General features: G+C 64.0%; 14 protein-coding genes. 9 read left to right on the forward strand and 5 right to left on the reverse strand.

Annotation, left to right across the window (positions count from 1 at the left end):
• Nucleotides 1-146: 146 nt before the first annotated feature.
• Nucleotides 147-1,925 (forward strand): acyl-CoA dehydrogenase C-terminal domain-containing protein, encoded by a 1,779-nt coding sequence (locus WMW70_RS05435; RefSeq protein WP_341436465.1) that lies wholly within the window; start codon nucleotides 147-149, stop codon nucleotides 1,923-1,925.
• A gap of 344 nt (nucleotides 1,926-2,269) precedes the next feature.
• On the opposite strand, the gene WMW70_RS05440 is transcribed toward WMW70_RS05435, so the two are convergent.
• Together WMW70_RS05440 and WMW70_RS05445 are read right to left on the reverse strand one after the other, a co-directional pair.
• Nucleotides 2,270-2,875 (reverse strand): PilZ domain-containing protein, encoded by a 606-nt coding sequence (locus WMW70_RS05440; RefSeq protein ID WP_341436466.1) that lies wholly within the window; start codon nucleotides 2,873-2,875, stop codon nucleotides 2,270-2,272.
• Nucleotides 2,876-2,931: 56 nt separating this feature from the next.
• A complete protein-coding gene (locus WMW70_RS05445) occupies nucleotides 2,932-3,393 on the reverse strand; it encodes a PAS domain-containing protein (protein ID WP_341436467.1) in 462 nt (153 codons plus the stop codon).
• A 112-nt stretch (nucleotides 3,394-3,505) separates the two neighbouring features.
• Here WMW70_RS05445 and WMW70_RS05450 point away from each other — a divergent pair, with 112 nt between their 5' ends.
• The 5 genes from WMW70_RS05450 to WMW70_RS05470 all read left to right on the forward strand — a co-directional run bounded on the left by WMW70_RS05450 (nucleotide 3,506) and on the right by WMW70_RS05470 (nucleotide 7,563).
• Nucleotides 3,506-3,958 carry a flavodoxin gene (locus WMW70_RS05450; protein ID WP_341436468.1) on the forward strand — a complete coding sequence of 151 codons (453 nt, stop codon included), beginning with the start codon at nucleotides 3,506-3,508 and terminating at the stop codon, nucleotides 3,956-3,958.
• 204 nt (nucleotides 3,959-4,162) lie between these two features.
• A complete protein-coding gene (locus WMW70_RS05455) occupies nucleotides 4,163-4,945 on the forward strand; it encodes a class II aldolase/adducin family protein (protein ID WP_341436469.1) in 783 nt (260 codons plus the stop codon).
• A complete protein-coding gene (locus tag WMW70_RS05460) occupies nucleotides 4,942-5,847 on the forward strand; it encodes an alpha/beta fold hydrolase (RefSeq protein WP_341436470.1) in 906 nt (301 codons plus the stop codon). Before WMW70_RS05455 ends, WMW70_RS05460 begins: the two co-directional genes overlap by 4 nt.
• A complete protein-coding gene (locus tag WMW70_RS05465) occupies nucleotides 5,826-6,356 on the forward strand; it encodes a DUF1569 domain-containing protein (RefSeq protein WP_341436471.1) in 531 nt (176 codons plus the stop codon). Before WMW70_RS05460 ends, WMW70_RS05465 begins: the two co-directional genes overlap by 22 nt.
• A gap of 295 nt (nucleotides 6,357-6,651) precedes the next feature.
• Nucleotides 6,652-7,563 (forward strand): SDR family oxidoreductase, encoded by a 912-nt coding sequence (locus tag WMW70_RS05470; protein WP_341436472.1) that lies wholly within the window; start codon nucleotides 6,652-6,654, stop codon nucleotides 7,561-7,563.
• Nucleotides 7,564-7,757: 194 nt separating this feature from the next.
• Here WMW70_RS05470 and WMW70_RS05475 read toward each other — a convergent pair whose 3' ends face one another.
• The 3 genes from WMW70_RS05475 to WMW70_RS05485 form a co-directional block, all read right to left on the reverse strand.
• Nucleotides 7,758-9,296 (reverse strand): sigma-54-dependent transcriptional regulator, encoded by a 1,539-nt coding sequence (locus WMW70_RS05475; protein WP_341436473.1) that lies wholly within the window; start codon nucleotides 9,294-9,296, stop codon nucleotides 7,758-7,760.
• A 190-nt stretch (nucleotides 9,297-9,486) separates the two neighbouring features.
• Nucleotides 9,487-10,167, reverse strand: coding sequence for a response regulator (locus WMW70_RS05480; RefSeq protein WP_341436474.1), 681 nt, complete (start codon nucleotides 10,165-10,167; stop codon nucleotides 9,487-9,489).
• Entirely contained in the window at nucleotides 10,167-11,552 is a 1,386-nt protein-coding gene (locus WMW70_RS05485) for an ATP-binding protein (RefSeq protein WP_341436475.1), read from the reverse strand. Before WMW70_RS05485 ends, WMW70_RS05480 begins: the two co-directional genes overlap by 1 nt.
• Before the next feature lie 157 nt (nucleotides 11,553-11,709).
• On the opposite strand from WMW70_RS05485, the gene WMW70_RS05490 reads away from it, so the two are divergent.
• Genes WMW70_RS05490 through WMW70_RS05500 form a run of 3 tightly spaced genes read left to right on the forward strand, consistent with a single transcriptional unit; the run spans nucleotide 11,710 to nucleotide 17,406 of the window.
• Complete coding sequence (locus tag WMW70_RS05490; RefSeq protein ID WP_341436476.1) at nucleotides 11,710-12,867, forward strand: efflux RND transporter periplasmic adaptor subunit; 1,158 nt, start codon at nucleotides 11,710-11,712, stop codon at nucleotides 12,865-12,867.
• Nucleotides 12,868-12,877: 10 nt separating this feature from the next.
• Complete coding sequence (locus WMW70_RS05495; protein WP_341436477.1) at nucleotides 12,878-16,012, forward strand: efflux RND transporter permease subunit; 3,135 nt, start codon at nucleotides 12,878-12,880, stop codon at nucleotides 16,010-16,012.
• Nucleotides 16,009-17,406 (forward strand): efflux transporter outer membrane subunit, encoded by a 1,398-nt coding sequence (locus tag WMW70_RS05500; protein ID WP_341436478.1) that lies wholly within the window; start codon nucleotides 16,009-16,011, stop codon nucleotides 17,404-17,406. Before WMW70_RS05495 ends, WMW70_RS05500 begins: the two co-directional genes overlap by 4 nt.
• The last annotated feature ends 20 nt before the right edge of the window (nucleotides 17,407-17,426 follow it).

The following is a 17,426-nucleotide window of genomic DNA, read 5'->3' on the forward strand; positions in this document are numbered from 1 at the left end:
GGCGAGCGAGCTTTTGCGTGCCTGCGATTTGGTGCCGATTTCAAATATCTGTACAGGTTGTACAGAAAATTGCTTGCTATCTGGGTCTTTAGGCTATACAAAAGCTGTACATTATTTGTTTGTGTACAGCTTGAGGGCTAGGTAACATGACTCAATACCGCGCACCCCTTCGTGATATGCGTTTCGTTTTTGACGAGGTGCTCGACGCTTATGCCACCTTGCAGTCGCTGCCTGGTCAGCGCGAGTTCGGAGACGACCTCGGTGGCGCCATTCTGGAAGAAGCCGCCAAGCTGGCGGAAAACGTCCTGGCTCCGCTCAATGGTCCCGGCGACAAGCAGGGCTGCAGCTACGACCCGCAGAGCAAGGCGGTAAAGGCCCCGGACGGTTTCCGCGCTGCCTATCAGCAGTTCGCCGAAGGCGGCTGGACCGCCCTGGCCTGCTCGCCTGAGTTCGGCGGCCAGGGCTTGCCTCATGTGTTGAACATGATGGTCGAGGAGATGGTCTGCTCGGCCAACCTGTCGCTCGGCATGTATCCGGGACTGACCCATGGCGCGATCAATGCGCTGACTGCCCATGGTGCGCGTGAGCTGCAGGAGCGCTACCTGCCCAAACTGATCAGCGGTGAGTGGACTGGCACCATGTGCCTGACCGAGCCGCAGTGCGGCACCGACCTGGGGCTGATCCGTACCCGTGCCTTGCCGCAGGCTGACGGCAGCTATGCCATCAGCGGTACCAAGATCTGGATCACCGGCGGCGAGCACGATCTGGTCGACAATATCCTGCATCTGGTATTGGCCAAACTGCCCGATGCACCGGACAGCGTGAAGGGTATTTCCCTGTTTCTGGTGCCCAAGTTCCTTGAGGACGGTAGCCGTAATCCGGCGTTCTGCGGCGGCCTGGAACACAAGATGGGCATCAAGGGCTCGGCCACCTGCGTAATGAATTTCGAAGGTGCTCAGGGCTGGCTGATCGGTGAGCCGAACAAGGGCCTCAAGTGCATGTTCACCATGATGAACTCGGCGCGCCTGATGGTCGGCATGCAAGGCCTCGGCATTGCCGAAAGCGCCTATCAGGTCAGTCTGGGCTTCGCTAAAGAGCGCCTGCAAAGTCGCTCGCTGTCCGGCCCGAAAGCGGCGGACAAACCGGCTGATCCGATTATCGTGCACCCGGACGTACGGCGCATGCTGCTGCGCCAGAAGGTGATGATCGAGGGTTGCCGCGCACTGGCGTATTTCACCGGCCTGCATGAAGACGTTGCCCATGATCACGAAGACCCTGCCGTGCGCCTGCAGGCCGATGATCTGGTGCAGCTGCTGACTCCGGTGGTGAAGTCCTTCCTTACCGATGAAGGTTTCAACTGTGCCAACGAAGGCCTGCAGGTGCTGGGCGGTTCCGGCTTTACCGAGGACTGGGGCATCGAGCAACTGGTGCGTGATTCGCGGATTACTCGCATCTACGAAGGCACCAACGGCATTCAGGCGCTCGATCTGGTCGGGCGCAAGCTGGGCCTGGGTGGCGGGCGCGCGGTGCGCAATTACTTCGCCCTCATCGAGGCTTGGCTCAAGGCCAACGCCGAGGCAGAGCACGTGGCTGCAGTGGGGGCGGCGCTCAAGCAGCTGCAGCAGGCCACGATGTGGATTGCCAGCGAGGGCATGAAAGACCCCGAACAAGCTGGTGCAGCGGCAACGCCGTATCTGCGTCTGTTTGCCCTGACCAGTCTGGCCTGGATGTGGGCGCGCATGGCGGCGGTGGCCAAGGCCAAGCTGGCGCAAGGCAGCACGGAAACCCCGTTTTACGGTGCCAAGCTGAAGTCTGCGGACTTCTTTATGGCGCGCATCCTGACTGAAACCGACAGCCTGCTGGCTGAGGTCAAGGCCGGCAAAGCCACGCTGATGGCCTTTAGCGAAGAGGAATTTGCTGCCTGAAACGACTGCGCAATCCGGTAGCCAGCTGTTTTGCCCATTTTCGGCTATCGGATTTTTTTATCCCTGCTGCAGGAGCCTTTCCTGCATTCAAGCTCCGCCCCTGGCGGTCACGCCGCTCACCCGATAAGTGAGCGGTTTTTTTTTGAAGACTATTGCGCTCCTGGCTGCAGGGCTGGGGTAGCTAGCCGCCTGGTCCGCGCAGCCCTGACGAAATTGGTCGAGCACCTGTGAGTGGCCTGGGTGGCACGTTCAATCAGTCAATTGCAGTATCTGAGGTTCTGATGCCGCGTTGCTGCTTCTCGTCGTAGCCCGCTCATAGCCCAGGCTCGGTAAACCACGGGCTACTAGCGCTGCAGTTGTTGCTCGTAGCGGCGGTGTTGCTGGTAGAGGAACTGGCGCAAATGCTCATCGCCATCCGGGTCCAGCGCCTGCACCTGATAGGCGAACAGACCGTCGTCGGTCATGCGCACAAGCTCGCCTTTCAGGGTAATGGGCGGTTGTTCATCGAGTGGCAGCATCAGGCGGAAATGTGCGGGGGGCTTGCGCTTTGCGCGCTGCTCGATCAAGGCACCATTCATCGACAGTTGGTGAACCCACAGGTCGCAGGGGCGGGTGTCGGGGCGCTGCAGGAGTAGCGGTTGTGGTAGCGGCGAGCGCCAGGCGCGGTTGACCGCGCCTTCGTCAAAGATCTGCGGGGCACCCAGTTGCAGGCGCGGTTGATTATCCGCGTCGTGGGCCAGGTGCAGGTCAAAGGTCAGGTGCTGGTTGGCGATATGCGCATGGATGCGCAACGGGTCGTTGGCCGCGCACTGGGAAAGCAGCTCGCCAAGCTGTTGGCTGGCATCGACCCGCAGAGCCGCTTGGCCCGACTTTTCGTCGTCCGCAGTTTGAACCTGCAGCTGTCGGATAAAGGCCAGTTCAGCCGCCGTTAGAAGTGGACGCTCCTGCATGATCGAGTTCTACGCATAATCGCTATAACTCTTGTGACCGCAGGATGGGCCTTTTGTTACGGCTTGCTGGTCACCGTCTGTAAGCGCGCCAGCTCGGCCTTGAGGCTGGCCAGTTCGGCTTCCAGTTCCTTGACCCGTTCCTGAGCTTCGACCTGCTCGGTGACGTTCTTCTGGATGCCGATGTAGTAGGTCAGCTGGTCGGCGTCGTTGACCACCGGGGTGATCGACAGCTCGTTCCAGAACGGGCTGCCGTCCTTGCGGTAATTGCGGATGATCTGCCGGCACGGGCGGTGCGCCTTGACCGCTTCGCGGATCGCGGCCAGGCCCGGCTGGTCGCGGTCACCGGCCTGGAGGAAGCGGCAGTCCTGATACAGGATGTCTTCGCTGGCGTAGCCGGTGAGCTTTTCAAAGGCGGGGTTGGCATAGATCAGGATGTTGTCGTCACCTTCCTGTTCGGCCACCACGATGCCGTCGTTGGAGGCGTTGATCACCAGTTGCAGCAGTTTGGCGTTGATCATGAGGCGATTTCCCAGTCTATGTCCGCTGCATTCTAAAACATCCGGGCGGGCTGTCTACTTGCGGCATAATGCCGTGTTTATCGATTTGGTTCTGACTGTTTCGGAGTTCTGCATGAAAATCGCCATTCTTTCCGGCTCGGTGTACGGCACTGCCGAGGAAGTTGCCCGCCACGCCGAGCGCCTGCTCAAGGCCGCCGGCCATGAGGCCAGGCATAACCCGCGGGCCAGTCTGACGGATATTCAGGCCTTCGCTCCCGAGGCTTTTCTGGCCGTGACTTCAACCACCGGCATGGGCGAATTGCCGGATAATCTGCAGCCTTTGTACTACGCCATCCGTGACCATCTGCCGGCCTGGAGCGGGCTGCCGGGTGGGGTGATTGCCCTCGGTGATTCAAGCTATGGCGATACCTTCTGCGGCGGCGGCGAGCTGGTGCGCGAACTGTATGCCGAGCTGGGCATTCGCGAGGTGCAGCCGATGCTGCGCCTGGACAGCAGCGAAAGCGTGACCCCGGAAGCCGATGCCGAGCCCTGGCTGGCGGACTTTATTGCGGCGCTGCAGGGCTGATACAGCCCGTCTTCATGCGTTGATCGAGGCGGGTTGTTGCTGCGCATCGAGCGGCTGGCATGCCGTGCCGCCCTCCGTGCGGCGGTAGTTCGAGCCGCTTTGACTCGCAAGGCCAGCATGCTGGCCGCCAGAGCGACTCATCTTTGCTGCATCTCTCGCTAGACTCCTTGGCATTCCATAATAAGAACAGCCGAGGAGTTCACCATGACCGTTGCCCACACTCTGCCCGTAGCAAGCCTCAAGGATCAGGTGTCTGCCGCCGAATGGCAGACCCGGGTGGATCTCGCCGCCTGTTACCGGCTGATCGCCCTGTATGGCTGGGATGACCTGATCTTCACCCATATCTCGGCGAAGATTCCCGGTAGCGAAGATTTCCTGATCAACCCCTACGGCCTGATGTTCCACGAGATCACCGCCTCCAGCCTGGTGAAGATCGACCTGGCCGGCAACAAACTGATGGACAGCCCCTTCGACATCAACCCGGCCGGCTACACCATCCACAGCGCCGTGCACGAGGTGCGTCACGATGTCGGTTGCGTGTTGCATATCCACACTGCTGCGGGGATTGCTGTGTCGGCTCAGAAACAGGGTTTGCTGCCACTGTCGCAGCAGTCGCTGTTTGTTCTCGCCAGCCTGGCCTACCACGGCTATGAAGGCGTGGCGCTGAACCATGATGAGAAGTCGCGGTTGCAGGCCGATCTGGGCGACAAGAACTTTATGATCCTGCCCAATCACGGCCTGCTCACCGCTGCCGGCAGTATCGCCGACGCCTTCCTGATGATGTTTATTCTGCAGCGCGCCTGCGAGATCCAGGTCATGGCGCAAAGCGGTGGCACCGAGCTGATCCATATCCCCCAGCAGGTGCTCGACGGTGCCCGGGCGATGATCGCCGGGGTGATGAAAGGCCCGCAGGGCATGGGCGGCGCATTGCCCTGGCCGGCGCTGCTGCGCAAGCTCGATCAGCAGATGCCGGGTTACGCCGCATGAGTGCGCTGCCAGGTATCGCCCTGGCGGACTGGCGCGCCCGGGGCCTGAACTTCAGCTTTAAAGGCCATGCAGTACGCTACTGGACGGCGGGGCAGGGCGAGCCGCTGCTGCTGATCCACGGCTTTCCCACCGCCAGCTGGGACTGGCATCGTCTATGGGCACCCTTGGCCGAGCAATACCAGGTGATTGCCTGCGATATGCTTGGCTTCGGCGACTCGGCCAAGCCCCGCGGGCATGCCTACAGCCTGCTGGAGCAGGCTGATCTGCAGCAGGCGCTGCTGGCGCACTTGGGCATCGCGAAATCGCTGCATGTGCTAGCCCATGACTACGGCGACAGCGTGGCTCAGGAACTGCTCGCCCGGCATCAGGATGGGCGCATCAAGCTGGCCAGCTGTGTGTTTCTCAATGGCGGGCTGTTTCCGGAAACCCATCACCCGGTGCTGGTGCAGAAGCTGCTGCTCAGCCCCATTGGCCCGCTGATCGGCCGATTATTCAGCCGCAAGAAGCTGGCCGCCAGCTTTGCCCAGGTATTCGGCCCGCATACCCAGCCAAGCGCCCACGAGCTGGATGATTTCTGGAGCCTGATTGCCGCTAATGACGGGCCCGGCGTGATGCATCGGTTGATCCGCTATATACCCGAGCGCCGCCAGCAGCGTGAACGCTGGGTGGCGGCGATGCAGGTCACGGCGGTGCCGATGCGGGTGATCGACGGCGCAGTCGATCCGATTTCCGGCGCGCATATGGTGGGGCGCTACCGCGAGCTGATTGCCAATGCCGACACCGTGCTGCTTGAGGGTATCGGTCACTATCCGCAAACCGAGGCAGCGGATCAGGTGCTGGCGCATTACCTGCAATTTCGTCAACGGCTGGAGAGCAAAGGATGCAACGACGTACTGTCCTGAAGGGGGCCGCTCTGGGCAGCATGGCGGTGCTGGGGGCCGGGTTCTGGGCATTGCCCAGCGGCGAGGCACCGGCAGCCCTGAGCCTGGACGGCGCGCAGCAGGTGCTGGCCGGGCTGGTCGATAAACCACTGTCGAGCGTCAAGGGCTGGAGCCCGGCGGAGGTGTTCAACCACTGCGCACAGAGCATCGAGTATTCCATCAGCGGTTACCCCGAACTGAAACCCGCCTGGTTTCGCAGCAGCGTCGGCCCGCTGGCCTTTAGCGTCTTTGCCGCCCGCGGGGCCATGCGCCATGCGCTGGATGAGGCCATCCCTGGTGCCGCCGCGCTGAACACGCCAGCTACTCAGGCTCAGGCGCTGCAGCGTTTGCAGCAGGCCTTTGCCGACTTCGCCGCCTACCGGCGCGAATTGCAGCCGCATTTTGCCTATGGCGCGTTAAATCACGCGGACTATGCCCAGGCTCATGTGCTGCATTTATATAACCACTTGAGCCTGATCCGGCCAGCCTAGCGGGTCTGATTATGGCTATTGCCCAATTAAGTGTTGCCAACAGAGCTGGCGGGTTCTGCGAATCCCGTAGGCGCGGCGGGGACGCCGAGTCATTGGCCGCGATGTTTTTCTAGTGACCTCGATTCGCGGGCAGGCCCGCTCCTACAAGGGCTGAGAATCACGACAACAGTCAACGCAGATGTGCCTGATTATCCCGCTGCTTTATCGCGCACCATTCAGCGTGACTCGTATCTATTGTGACTGGCGCGCACCTGCTGGACACTCGAGGCATTGTTAATCTGCCGAGGAATGCTGCATGAGCGACGCCATCCGTTTTCAAGATCAGGTTGTAATCGTCACAGGGGCCGGCGGCGGTCTGGGTCGCGCCCATGCGCTGCTGTTCGCCAAACACGGTGCCAAGGTGGTGGTCAACGATCTGGGCGGCAGCACCCATGGCGAAGGGGCCAACGCTTCGGCGGCCGACAAGGTGGTTGAGGAAATCCGCGCCGCGGGCGGCACCGCGGTGGCCAACCATGACTCGGTGACCGACGGCGAGAAGATCGTGCAGTGCGCCCTGGATACCTTCGGCCGCATCGATGTGGTGGTGAACAACGCCGGCATCCTGCGCGACAAGACTTTCCACAAGATGGAAGACGCCGACTGGGACCTGGTTTACAAGGTCCACGTCGAGGGTGCCTACAAGGTTACCCGCGCCGCCTGGCCGCATATGCGCGAGCAGAACTACGGTCGGATCATCTTCACCGCGTCCACCTCGGGTATCTACGGCAACTTCGGCCAGTCCAACTACGGCATGGCCAAGCTTGGTCTCTACGGCCTGACCCGCACCCTGGCCATCGAAGGGCGCAAGAACAACATTCTGGTCAACGCCATCGCCCCCACCGGCGGCACGCGCATGACCGAAGGCTTGATCCCGCCGCAGGTTTTCGAGCAGCTCAAGCCCGAGCTGGTCAGCCCGCTGGTGGTGTACCTGGCGAGCGACGCCTGCGAAGAAACCTCCGGGCTGTTCGAAGTCGGCGGCGGATGGATGGGTAAAGTCCGCTGGGAGCGCAGCCTGGGTGCCGGCTTCGACCCCCGCGTGGGCTACAGCCCGGAAGACGTGGCGGCCAACTTCGCGCAGATCTGCGACTTCGAAGGCGCTGCCCACCCGGCCGACAACCTCGAAGCGCTAAAAGAGATGATGGCCAACCTGCAGAAATACGCGCTCTGACCGCGCTAGGCGGACATGCCGAAGGCTTGTCCGCCATCTGATGCGTCAGCGGTAGACAAGGCTTCGCCATGTCTCCCCTACAAAGCCCGCTGCGTAGTCCGGATAAGCTTTAGCGCAATCCGGGAGCGATTTAACGGCGGGCATTGCTCCCGGATTGCATCCGGGCTACCAGAGCGGTCCCTTCGCGTTGTTCGTCAGCCCTTGCCCGGTATCCCGTATTTGCGCAACCGCATGGCGATGGCGCTGTGCGAGGTGTGCAGGCGGGTCGCCAATTGCCGGGTCGAGGGATGACTGGGATAGAGCTTTTCCAGCAGGGCTTTTTCGAACTCGGCCACCGCCGCTTCCAGGCTACTGACTTCGCCATCGACCTGCTGCACGGCCACGGCGGTGCCGGCGATATCCAGGTCGTCGATCTGCACCAGATTGCTTTCGCAGATGGCCGCCGCGCGGAAGATCACGTTCTGCAGCTGCCGCACATTGCCCGGCCAGCGGTTGCCCAGCAGCGCCGGGTAGGTGTCTGGCGTCAGGCGGCAGGGCAGGCGCTGGATCTGTGCGCAGGCCTGCTGCATAAAATGCCGCGCCAGCAACAGGATGTCCTGGCCGCGCTCGCGCAACGGCGGCACTTCCAGGTTGAGTACGTTGAGGCGATAGAACAGGTCCTCACGGAACGCGCCTTCGCCGACCATCTTTTCCAGGTTGCGGTGGGTGGCGCTGAGGATGCGCACATTGACCTTGACCTCGCTCTGCCCGCCGACCCGGCGAAAGCTGCCGTCGCTCAAGAAGCGCAGCAGCTTGGCCTGCAGGTAGGGTGACATTTCGCCGATTTCATCGAGAAACACCGTGCCCTGGTTGGCCAGTTCCAGCAGCCCCGGCTTGCCGCCGCGCTGGGCACCGGTAAAGGCACCGGGGGCGTAGCCGAACAGCTCGCTTTCGGCGAGGTTCTCCGGCAATGCCGCACAGTTCAGCGCCAGAAACGGCGCGGTGCGCCGCGTGCTGATGGCGTGACAAGCGCGCGCCACCAGCTCCTTGCCGGTGCCGGTTTCACCCTGGATCAGCAGCGGCGCATCCAGGGTGGCGACGCGCTGGGCGCGGGTCTTCAGGCTGCGGATCGGCGCGGAGTCGCCGAGCAGCGAGTCGAAACCCTCGGCATGATCATGGTGCAGCGCCGCCAGGCGTTCGCCGATACGGCTCGGCGCATACAGGCTGAGCAGGCCGCCGGTCAGGCGTCGTGCGCCGCCGTCCACGCCTTCGGTGATCGGTTGTGCGTCCAGCAGCAGGGCCTGGCCCCTGAGGGTGATCTCGCGCATCGGCAGGCGAAAGCCCTGATCGAGCAGTTCCACCTGCAGCTGGCTGTCGGCAAACAGCTCACCGATGCCCAGCCCCTCAGGCTGCTGGCCGCACAGTTCGATCAGCGCCGGGTTGGCCAGCAGCACGCGGCCCTGGCTGTCGACCGCCAGCACCGGGTCGGTCATGGCCGCGAGCAGGGCGTCGAGCTGCAGATGGCGGCGCTGGCCGGGGAGGATGTCGACTATGTTCACCGCCTGCACGCCACGCACCTTGAACAGGGCCTCGCGCAATTCGTCGAGCACCTCGGGGCTCAGGGTCGGGGCGTCGATATAGACGTTCGGCGGCACCATCTCCACCGCATCCAGGTTGAGATTGCGCCCGCCCAGCAGGGCCAGCACTTCCTGGGTGATGCCAACGCGGTCGATAAAGGTGACGTGAATACGCATGGGGCGACTGAGCTGCGAGGGGGAGGGGCAGAATACCCGGTCTGCCGGGCTTAGTTAACTGCGCTATTTTCTGCCGGGCTTGGTAACCGCCTGTCTACGTGCAAAGCGCTACTGGCGGGGCGGGTGTGGTTGGAGTTGGTGCGCACGGCGCACCCTAGGGGCAACACCGTATTGGCGCATAGTCCAGAGATCAGGGCTCCAGCTTGTAGCCCACCCCGTAGATCGAGTGGATCAGCTCCTGCCCAGGAGCCACCTGCTCCAGCTTGCGCCGCAGGTTTTTCACGTGGCTGTCCACGGTGCGGTCGGTGACCACGCGGTGGTCGTCGTATAGCCGGTTCATCAACTGATCGCGGGAATACACCCGGCCTGGTGTTGCCGCCAGACAATGCAGGAGGCGGAATTCCACGGGCGTCAGATCCAGCTCCACCCCGGAGTAGCTGGCCCGGTAGGTTGCGGCATCCAGTTGCAGGCCGCCGCTGGCCTGTGGCGGGCAGCGGCGCAGGATGGCCCGTACGCGGGCCATCACCTCCCGTGGGCTGAAGGGTTTGCAGATGTAGTCGTCGGCCCCCAGGTCCAGGCCGAGCAGGCGGTCCACTTCCTCGACCCTCGCGGTAATCAGCATGATCGGCACTTCGCTGAAGCTGCGCAGCTCACGGCAGATATCCAGGCCGTCGCGGCCGGGTAGCATGATGTCGAGCAGGATCAGCTGCGGTTCCGCCGCCCGCACTGCTGGCACCACGGCCAGGCCGTCGTCCAGGCAGGTAACCCGGTGCCCAGCGGCCTGCAGGTAATCGCGCAGCAGGGCGGCCAGTTTCGGTTCGTCCTCCACCACCAGAATGTCGGCGCTGCTCAGTTCGTCGTTGTTCAGCATCAGCGCGCTTCCCGTGGCAGGCTCAGTTGTAGCCACAACCCGCCGAGTGGCGAGGGGAGGGCCTCCAGTGTGCCGCCGTGGGCTTCGGCGATGCTGCGGCAGATCGCCAGGCCCAGCCCCGAACCGCCGCTGGCACGGCCGCGCGAGGCTTCACCGCGAAAGAAGCGCTCGAACAGCCGCGGCAGGTCCGCCTCGGCCACCCCGGGTGCGGAGTCCAGCCAGTCCAGCACTATATGGCCGTTCTGCTCCAGCAGGCGGATACGCAGCCGGCCGCCCGCTTCAGTGTAGCGCAGGCTGTTTTCCATCAGGTTGCCGAGCAGTTGGCGCAGGCGCGCGGCATCGGCCAGCACCGGCTTGGCGGCCATGGGCAACTGCAGCTCCAGGGTCAGGCCCTGTTCCTGGCAGCGCTCGCGGGCCCCTGCCAGGCTCTCATGCAGCAGCTCCACCAGGTCCAGCGGCTGCTTGCGGTAGGTCAGCGCGCCGACATCGGCCATCGACAGCTCGTGCAGGTCGTTGACCAGTTGGTTGAGCTGGCCGACTTCCTGTTGCAGCGAGTGCAGCGAGTCGCCGTCGAGCTTGCGCACACCGTCTTCCAACGCCTCCAGCTCGCCGCGCAGCACCGCCAACGGGGTGCGCAGTTCATGGGAGATATCGGCCATAAATTCACGGCGCAGCTGTTCGTTGCGCTCCAGGGTATGGGCCAGTTGGTTGAAGTCGCGGGCCAACTGGCCGACTTCGTCGTCGCTGCTGACGCTGACCCGCTCGGCATAATCGCCCGCGGCCAGGCGATGAGTCGCCGCCGCCACCTGGCGCACCGGGGCGAGCAGGCGGCGCGTCGCCCATCCGGCGATCAATGCAGCCAGCAGCAAAGCCAATGCGCCTACCGCCAGACTGGCCAGCAGCTGGCGTTTGAGCAGCATCGCGCCACCGGCTTCGGTAACGCTCTGGAAGGGCGTCATGACCAGCCAGCCTACCGTTTGGCCGTTCACTTCGATGGGCATGCGTGGGGCATCGGCCCGCAACTCGACGAAGCTGATAACACTGCGCTGCTGGGCATCCAGCAGGGAAATACGGAACACCGCACCGGTGAGGTCGGACACCGGCAGCGACCAGTCGGCCTGATCCAGGCGCAGGCCACCCTGCGGGTGGATCAGGGCAAACCACTCCTTGCGATCTTCACGCAGGCCATCCCAGCTGCGCTGCTCACGGTAATAGTCGCGCAGGCGTGGCAGCACCGTGGCCATGCGTTCCTCGGTCTGGCTATTGATGTGGCCGAGAAAACCGCGGGCGAAGCTCCAGCCATCGGCTGCGCCCATGGCCAGGGTGGCGAGCAGGGCGGGACCGAGCACGGCGAGGAAGAGTTTGCGCGACAGGCTGAGTTTCATGACGGACCAGAACCGAGGGCGAGCTTCTATTAAGGCCGTCCGCCGCGTGGGATTCAACGCCCTGACGGCAATCTCCAAATTCTCTGCACATTTGCCCGCCAGCATGGCCCTGTCGAAACACGATTCGTTTCCGGTCAGATGCCGGTTGGAGAACGCCATGTTACCTACTCTCAGCAGACCACTGCTTAGCCTGTTCGTCCTGCTTGGCCTGGCCGGTTGCGCACCGAATGCCGAGCCGCCCGCACGTGGCCCCAGCGAAGTCGGGGTGCTGACCCTCAGCGCGCAGGCGCAGACCCTTACCAGCGAACTGCCCGGGCGCACCAAGGCCTGGCTGACGGCGGAAATTCGCCCGCAGGTCGGCGGCATCGTGCAGCAACGGCTGTTTACCGAAGGTGCCGAGGTCAAGGCCGGTGAGGTGCTTTACGTGATCGATCCGGCCACCTACCAGGCCGCCTTCGATCAGGCCCGAGCCAGTACCGCTGAGGCCAAGGCTGCGCTCAATTCGGCGCGGCTGAAGGCGACTCGCTACGCCGGGCTGGTGAAGATCGATGCCATCAGCCAGCAGGATAACGAGGACGCCCAGGCCAGCCTGCAGAGTGCTCAGGCGGTCTATCAGGCCGCCCAGGCCGCGGAGAAAAGCGCGCGTATCGACCTGACCTACACCCGTATCAAGGCCCCCATCAGCGGCCGCGTGGAAAGCTCCAGCGTCACCCCCGGCGCGTTGGTGACCGCCAGCCAGGACACGCCGCTGACCACGGTGCAGCAGCTCGACCCGCTGTATGTCGACATCACCCAGTCCAGCGCCGAGGTGCTGCGTCTCAAGCGCGAGCTGGCTGCTGGCCGTCTAAGCAAGGCTGGCGACAACGAGGCACGCATTGTCCTGCGCCTGGAAGACGGCAGCGAGTACAGCCACCCCGGACGCTTGCAGTTCAGTGGTGCCAGCGTTTCGCAAAGCACCGGCAGCGTCACCCTGCGCGCCGTGGTACCCAACCCGGATGGCCTGCTGCTGCCGGGCATGTATGTACGCGCCGTGCTCGAAGAGGCGGTGGATGAACAGGCCCTGCTGGTGCCGCAACGCGCCGTGACCCGCAGCCACAGCGGTGATGCCAGCGTGCTGCTGGCCGTGGACGGCAAGGTTGAGCAGCGTCAGATCAGCATCGGTCGCAGCATCGGCAACCAGTGGTGGGTCGACGCCGGGCTGGCTGCCGGCGACCAGGTGATAGTCGAGGGCGGGCAGAAGGTGCGCGTGGGCGACAGCGTCCTCACGGTCGCCGTCGATAGCCCGGCCACATCCACCCCCCTGGCCAGTCACTGAGGAACACAGCATGGCTCACTTCTTTATCGACCGGCCGATCTTCGCCTGGGTTATCGCCATCGTCATCATGCTCGGCGGTGGGCTGTCGATCAGCCAGCTGCCGCTGGAGCAGTACCCGGACATCGCTCCACCGACCGTGAATATCTCCGCCACCTACACCGGTGCCTCGGCCAAGACCATCGAAGACTCGGTGACCCAGGTGATCGAGCAGCAGATGAAGGGGCTCGATGGTCTGATGTATATGTCCGCCAGCAGCAGCTCGGCGGGTAGTGCGAGTCTTAGCCTGACGTTCGCCGCCGGCACCGATGTCGACGTGGCGCAGATGCAGGTGCAGAACAAGCTGCAGCAGGCCGAATCGCGCCTGCCTCAGGCCGTGCAGAACCAGGGCATCACGGTGACCAAGGGCGGCGGCGACTTTCTGATGATCATCGCTTTTCTGTCGAGCAACCCAGGCGTGACCAACACCGATATCGGCGACTTTATCGACAGCCAGCTGCTCGATCAGATCAGCCGCGTCGACGGCGTCGGCGAGGTGCAGACCTTGGGCTCCGGCTATGCCATGCGCATCTGGCTGGACCCGGCCAAGCTTGAGCAATACGCGCTGATGCCGTCCGATATCAGCAGCGCCCTGGAGGCGCAGAACACCGAGGTCTCCGCCGGCCAGCTCGGCGCGCTGCCGGCAGCGGCCGGGCAGCAGCTCAATGCGACCATCAGTGCGCGCAGCAGGCTGCAGACGGTGCAGCAGTTCCGCGACATCGTACTCAAGAGCGCCAGCGACGGCTCGCTGGTGCTGCTCTCCGATGTGGCCCGGGTCGAGCTGGGCAACGAAAGCTACGATGTGGTCACCGCGCTCAACGGCAAACCCTCGGCGGCCATGGGCATCAAGCTGGCCACCGGTGCCAACGCGCTGAATGTGGCGGAGGCGGTCAAACTCAAACTTGCCGAACTGGAGGTCAATTTTCCCGCCGATATGCAGCTGGAAATGGCCGTTCCCTACGACACCACGCCCTTCGTCAGCCTGTCGATCGAGGCGGTGGTGGAGGCGTTGTTCGAAGCCACCGCGCTGGTGGTGCTGATCATGTACCTGTTCCTGCAGAACTGGCGCGCTACTCTGATCCCCGCCATCACCGTACCGGTGGTGCTGCTCGGCACCTTCGGTGTGCTGGCGCTGTTCGGTTACTCGATCAACACCCTGAGCATGTTCGCCATGGTTCTGGCCATCGGCCTGCTGGTGGACGATGCCATAGTCGTGGTGGAGAACGTCGAACGGGTGATGGCCGAAGAAGGCCTGTCGCCGCTGGAGGCCACGCGCAAATCGATGAGCGAGATCAGCGGCGCGCTGGTGGGCATCGCCCTGGTGTTGTCGGCGGTGTTTATTCCCATGGCCTTTTTTGGCGGTTCCACCGGGGCGATCTATCGGCAGTTCTCGGTAACCATCGTCAGCGCCATGTTGCTCTCGGTGCTGGTGGCCATGAGCCTCAGCCCGGCGCTGTGCGCGACCCTGCTCAAACCTGTGGCCAAGGGCGAGGTGCATCAGGCGCGGGGTTTCTTTGGCTGGTTCAACCGCACCTTCGAACGCAATGCGGCGCGCTACCAGCGTGGCGTTGCCAGCGCACTGCGCCGTGGCTCACGCATGCTGGCGCTGTATGGGCTGATTCTGGCGGCGCTGGCGGTTGGCTATATGAACCTGCCGGGTGCCTTCCTGCCCGATGAGGATCAGGGCATGTTGATGGCCATGGTCCAGCTGCCGGAGGGTGCCACCGACGCGCGTACCCAGGCTGCCACCCAGCAGCTGGTCGAGTACATGCTGGCCCAGCCCGAGGTGGATTCGCTGGTGACCATCACCGGTATGGGCATGGGCGGCAACGCGCAGAACTCCGGTCGCGCCTTTATCAAGCTGAAGGACTGGAGCCTGCGCGAAGGGGTCGAGCAGAGCGCCGCGGCCCTGGCCCGGCGGGCCACCGGCGAGCTGTCCGGTTTGCGCGATGCGCGCATCTTCGTCATGCAGCCGCCGGCGATTCGCGGCCTGGGCGACAGCTCCGGCTTCAACCTGCAACTCAAGGATGTCGGCGGCGTTGGCCATGATGCGCTGATCGCCGCGCGCAATCAGTTTCTCGGCCTGGCCGCACAGAGCGACAAGCTGGTGGGCGTGCGCAGCAACGGCCTGGAGGATACCTCCGAGTTTCGCGTCGTCATCGATGACCGCAAGGCCGGCGCTTACGGCCTGGCCCCTGGCGACATCAACAGCACCCTCGGTACGGCCATGGGCGGCAGCTATGTCAACGACTTCGTCTACAACGGCCGGGTGAAGAAGGTCTATGTCCAGGGCGAAGCCGAGAGCCGCATGCAGCCCGAGCATATCGAGCGCTGGTACGTGCGCAACGACGCCAGTGAGATGGTGCCGTTCAGCGCCATCGCCAGCAGTGCCTGGAGCTACGCTTCGCCGCTGCTGGAACGCTACAACGGCAACGCCTCGCTGGAACTGGTCGGCGACCCGGCCGACGGCGTCAGCTCGGGCGAGGCCATGGACGAGGTCGAGCGACTGGTTGCCCAGCTGCCAGCCGGCATCGGTTTCGAGTGGTCGGGGCAGTCCTATCAGGAGCGCTTGTCCGGCTCCCAGGCACCGCTGCTCTATGCGTTGTCCATTCTGTTCGTGTTCCTCTGCCTGGCGGCGCTGTACGAGAGCTGGTCGGTGCCCTTCACGGTGATGCTGGTGGTGCCGCTCGGGGTGATCGGTGCGGTGCTCTGCAGTGGCCTGGCCGGACAGAACAACGATGTGTACTTCCAGGTCGGCCTGCTGACCACCGTCGGCCTGGCGGCGAAGAACGCCATCCTCATCGTCGAGTTCGCCAAGCAGTTGCAGGAGCAGGGCCAGGATCTGTTCAGCGCCGCCATGGAAGCCTGTCGCCAGCGTCTGCGGCCGATTCTGATGACATCCCTGGCCTTTATGTTCGGCGTGCTGCCCCTGGCACTGAGCAGCGGTGCCGGGGCCGGCGGACGCCAGGCCATCGGCACCGGCGTACTGGGCGGCATGTTCAGCGCCACCGTGCTGGGTATTTTCTTCGTCCCGCTGTTCTTCGTTCTGGTGGGCCGCCTGGCCAGCCGTCGCGTGCCGGCTGAGACTGGCACAGGAGTAGAAGCATGATCCGTCCATCACGCCTGACTCTGCTGCTGCCGGCTCTGCTGCTGGCCGGCTGCGTCAACCTGGCACCCGATTATCAACAGCCTCAGGCACCGATTCCCCAGCAGTGGCCGGCCAGCGCCGAGCTGGGCAGTGCTTCCGCGCAGATCGGCTGGCAAGCGTTCTTTCTCGATGCCCGCCTCAAGCAGGTGATTGAGCAGACCCTGGCCAATAACCGCGACCTGCGCGTAGCCGCCCTCAATGTCGAGAAGGCCCGCGCCCTGTACCGGGTGCAACGCGCCGAGCAATTGCCGACCCTCAATGCCAGCGGCAGCGGCACTCACAGCCGCACTCCGGCCAGCCTCAGCGGCACGGGCAGCGCCAGCACCACGCATCAGTACAGCGCCGCGCTGGGCCTGAGCGGCTACGAGCTGGACCTGTTCGGGCGTATCCGTAACCTCAGCGATGCGGCACTGGAAGACTATCTGGCGCTTGAGGAAACCCGGCGCAGCACACAGATCAGCCTGCTGGCGGAGGTGGCCAATGCCTGGCTGACCCTGGCCGCCGACCGCGACCTGCTCAAGCTGGCCGAGGACACCCTGACCAGCCAGCAGGCCAGCTATGAACTGCAGCAACGCAGCCATGCCCTGGGCAATACCTCGGGCCTGACCCTGGCCCAGGCGCAGACCACCGTGGAGTCGGCGCGGGTCGACGTGGCGGCTTACCAGAGCCAGGTGCAGCAGGACCTCAATGCTCTCAACCTGCTGGCAGGCAGCCAGTTGGCCGAGGAGCTGTTGCCCGGCGGGCTAAGCGAGAATAGCGCCGAGCTGCTGGACGTTCCTGCCGGGCTGCCCTCCAGCCTGCTGCAGCAGCGTCCCGACGTGCTGGCTGCCGAACATGGCCTGAAGTCCGCCAACGCCGATATCGGCGCGGCGCGCGCGGCGTTCTTCCCCAGCATCAGCCTGACCGCCAGCGCCGGCACTAGCAGCGCGGCCTTGAGTGGCTTGTTCACGGGTGGCAGCGGTGCCTGGCACTTCGCCCCGAGCATCAGCCTGCCGATCTTCGACGCCGGCTCCAACCGCGCCAATCTGCAGGCCGCAGAGAGTGAACGCGATATTCAGTTGGCCACTTACGAGAAGACCCTGCAGAGCGCCTTCCGCGAGGTGGCCGATGTGCTGGCCGAGCGCGGCACCCTGCGTCAGCGCATGGACGCGCAACGGGCGCTGACCGAGGCCACAGCCAGAAGTCAGAATCTGGCGGACGCGCTGTATCGCAACGGGGCCAGCAGCTACCTGGATGCCCTGGACGCGCAGCGCGAGCTGTATGCCGCGCAGCAGAACCTGATCAGCCTGCAACTGACCGAACAGAGCAACCGCATCGCCCTGTACCGAGTGCTGGGCGGCGGTATCACCGAATAGCGGGACTGAACCGGTCCCCT

Source organism: Pseudomonas sp. XK-1 (assembly GCF_038069885.1).
In the GTDB taxonomy this organism is placed as follows: domain Bacteria; phylum Pseudomonadota; class Gammaproteobacteria; order Pseudomonadales; family Pseudomonadaceae; genus Aquipseudomonas.

Bases quoted from the DNA above. Each gene is read 5' to 3' on its own strand.
- WMW70_RS05435 (WP_341436465.1), top strand. From the start codon at position 147: ATGACTCAATACCGCGCACCCCTTCGTGATATGCGTTTCGTTTTTGAC.
- WMW70_RS05440 (WP_341436466.1), bottom strand. From the start codon at position 2,875: ATGCAGGAGCGTCCACTTCTAACGGCGGCTGAACTGGCCTTTATCCGA.
- WMW70_RS05445 (WP_341436467.1), bottom strand. From the start codon at position 3,393: ATGATCAACGCCAAACTGCTGCAACTGGTGATCAACGCCTCCAACGAC.
- WMW70_RS05450 (WP_341436468.1), top strand. From the start codon at position 3,506: ATGAAAATCGCCATTCTTTCCGGCTCGGTGTACGGCACTGCCGAGGAA.
- WMW70_RS05455 (WP_341436469.1), top strand. From the start codon at position 4,163: ATGACCGTTGCCCACACTCTGCCCGTAGCAAGCCTCAAGGATCAGGTG.
- WMW70_RS05460 (WP_341436470.1), top strand. From the start codon at position 4,942: ATGAGTGCGCTGCCAGGTATCGCCCTGGCGGACTGGCGCGCCCGGGGC.
- WMW70_RS05465 (WP_341436471.1), top strand. From the start codon at position 5,826: ATGCAACGACGTACTGTCCTGAAGGGGGCCGCTCTGGGCAGCATGGCG.
- WMW70_RS05470 (WP_341436472.1), top strand. From the start codon at position 6,652: ATGAGCGACGCCATCCGTTTTCAAGATCAGGTTGTAATCGTCACAGGG.
- WMW70_RS05475 (WP_341436473.1), bottom strand. From the start codon at position 9,296: ATGCGTATTCACGTCACCTTTATCGACCGCGTTGGCATCACCCAGGAA.
- WMW70_RS05480 (WP_341436474.1), bottom strand. From the start codon at position 10,167: ATGCTGAACAACGACGAACTGAGCAGCGCCGACATTCTGGTGGTGGAG.
- WMW70_RS05485 (WP_341436475.1), bottom strand. From the start codon at position 11,552: ATGAAACTCAGCCTGTCGCGCAAACTCTTCCTCGCCGTGCTCGGTCCC.
- WMW70_RS05490 (WP_341436476.1), top strand. From the start codon at position 11,710: ATGTTACCTACTCTCAGCAGACCACTGCTTAGCCTGTTCGTCCTGCTT.
- WMW70_RS05495 (WP_341436477.1), top strand. From the start codon at position 12,878: ATGGCTCACTTCTTTATCGACCGGCCGATCTTCGCCTGGGTTATCGCC.
- WMW70_RS05500 (WP_341436478.1), top strand. From the start codon at position 16,009: ATGATCCGTCCATCACGCCTGACTCTGCTGCTGCCGGCTCTGCTGCTG.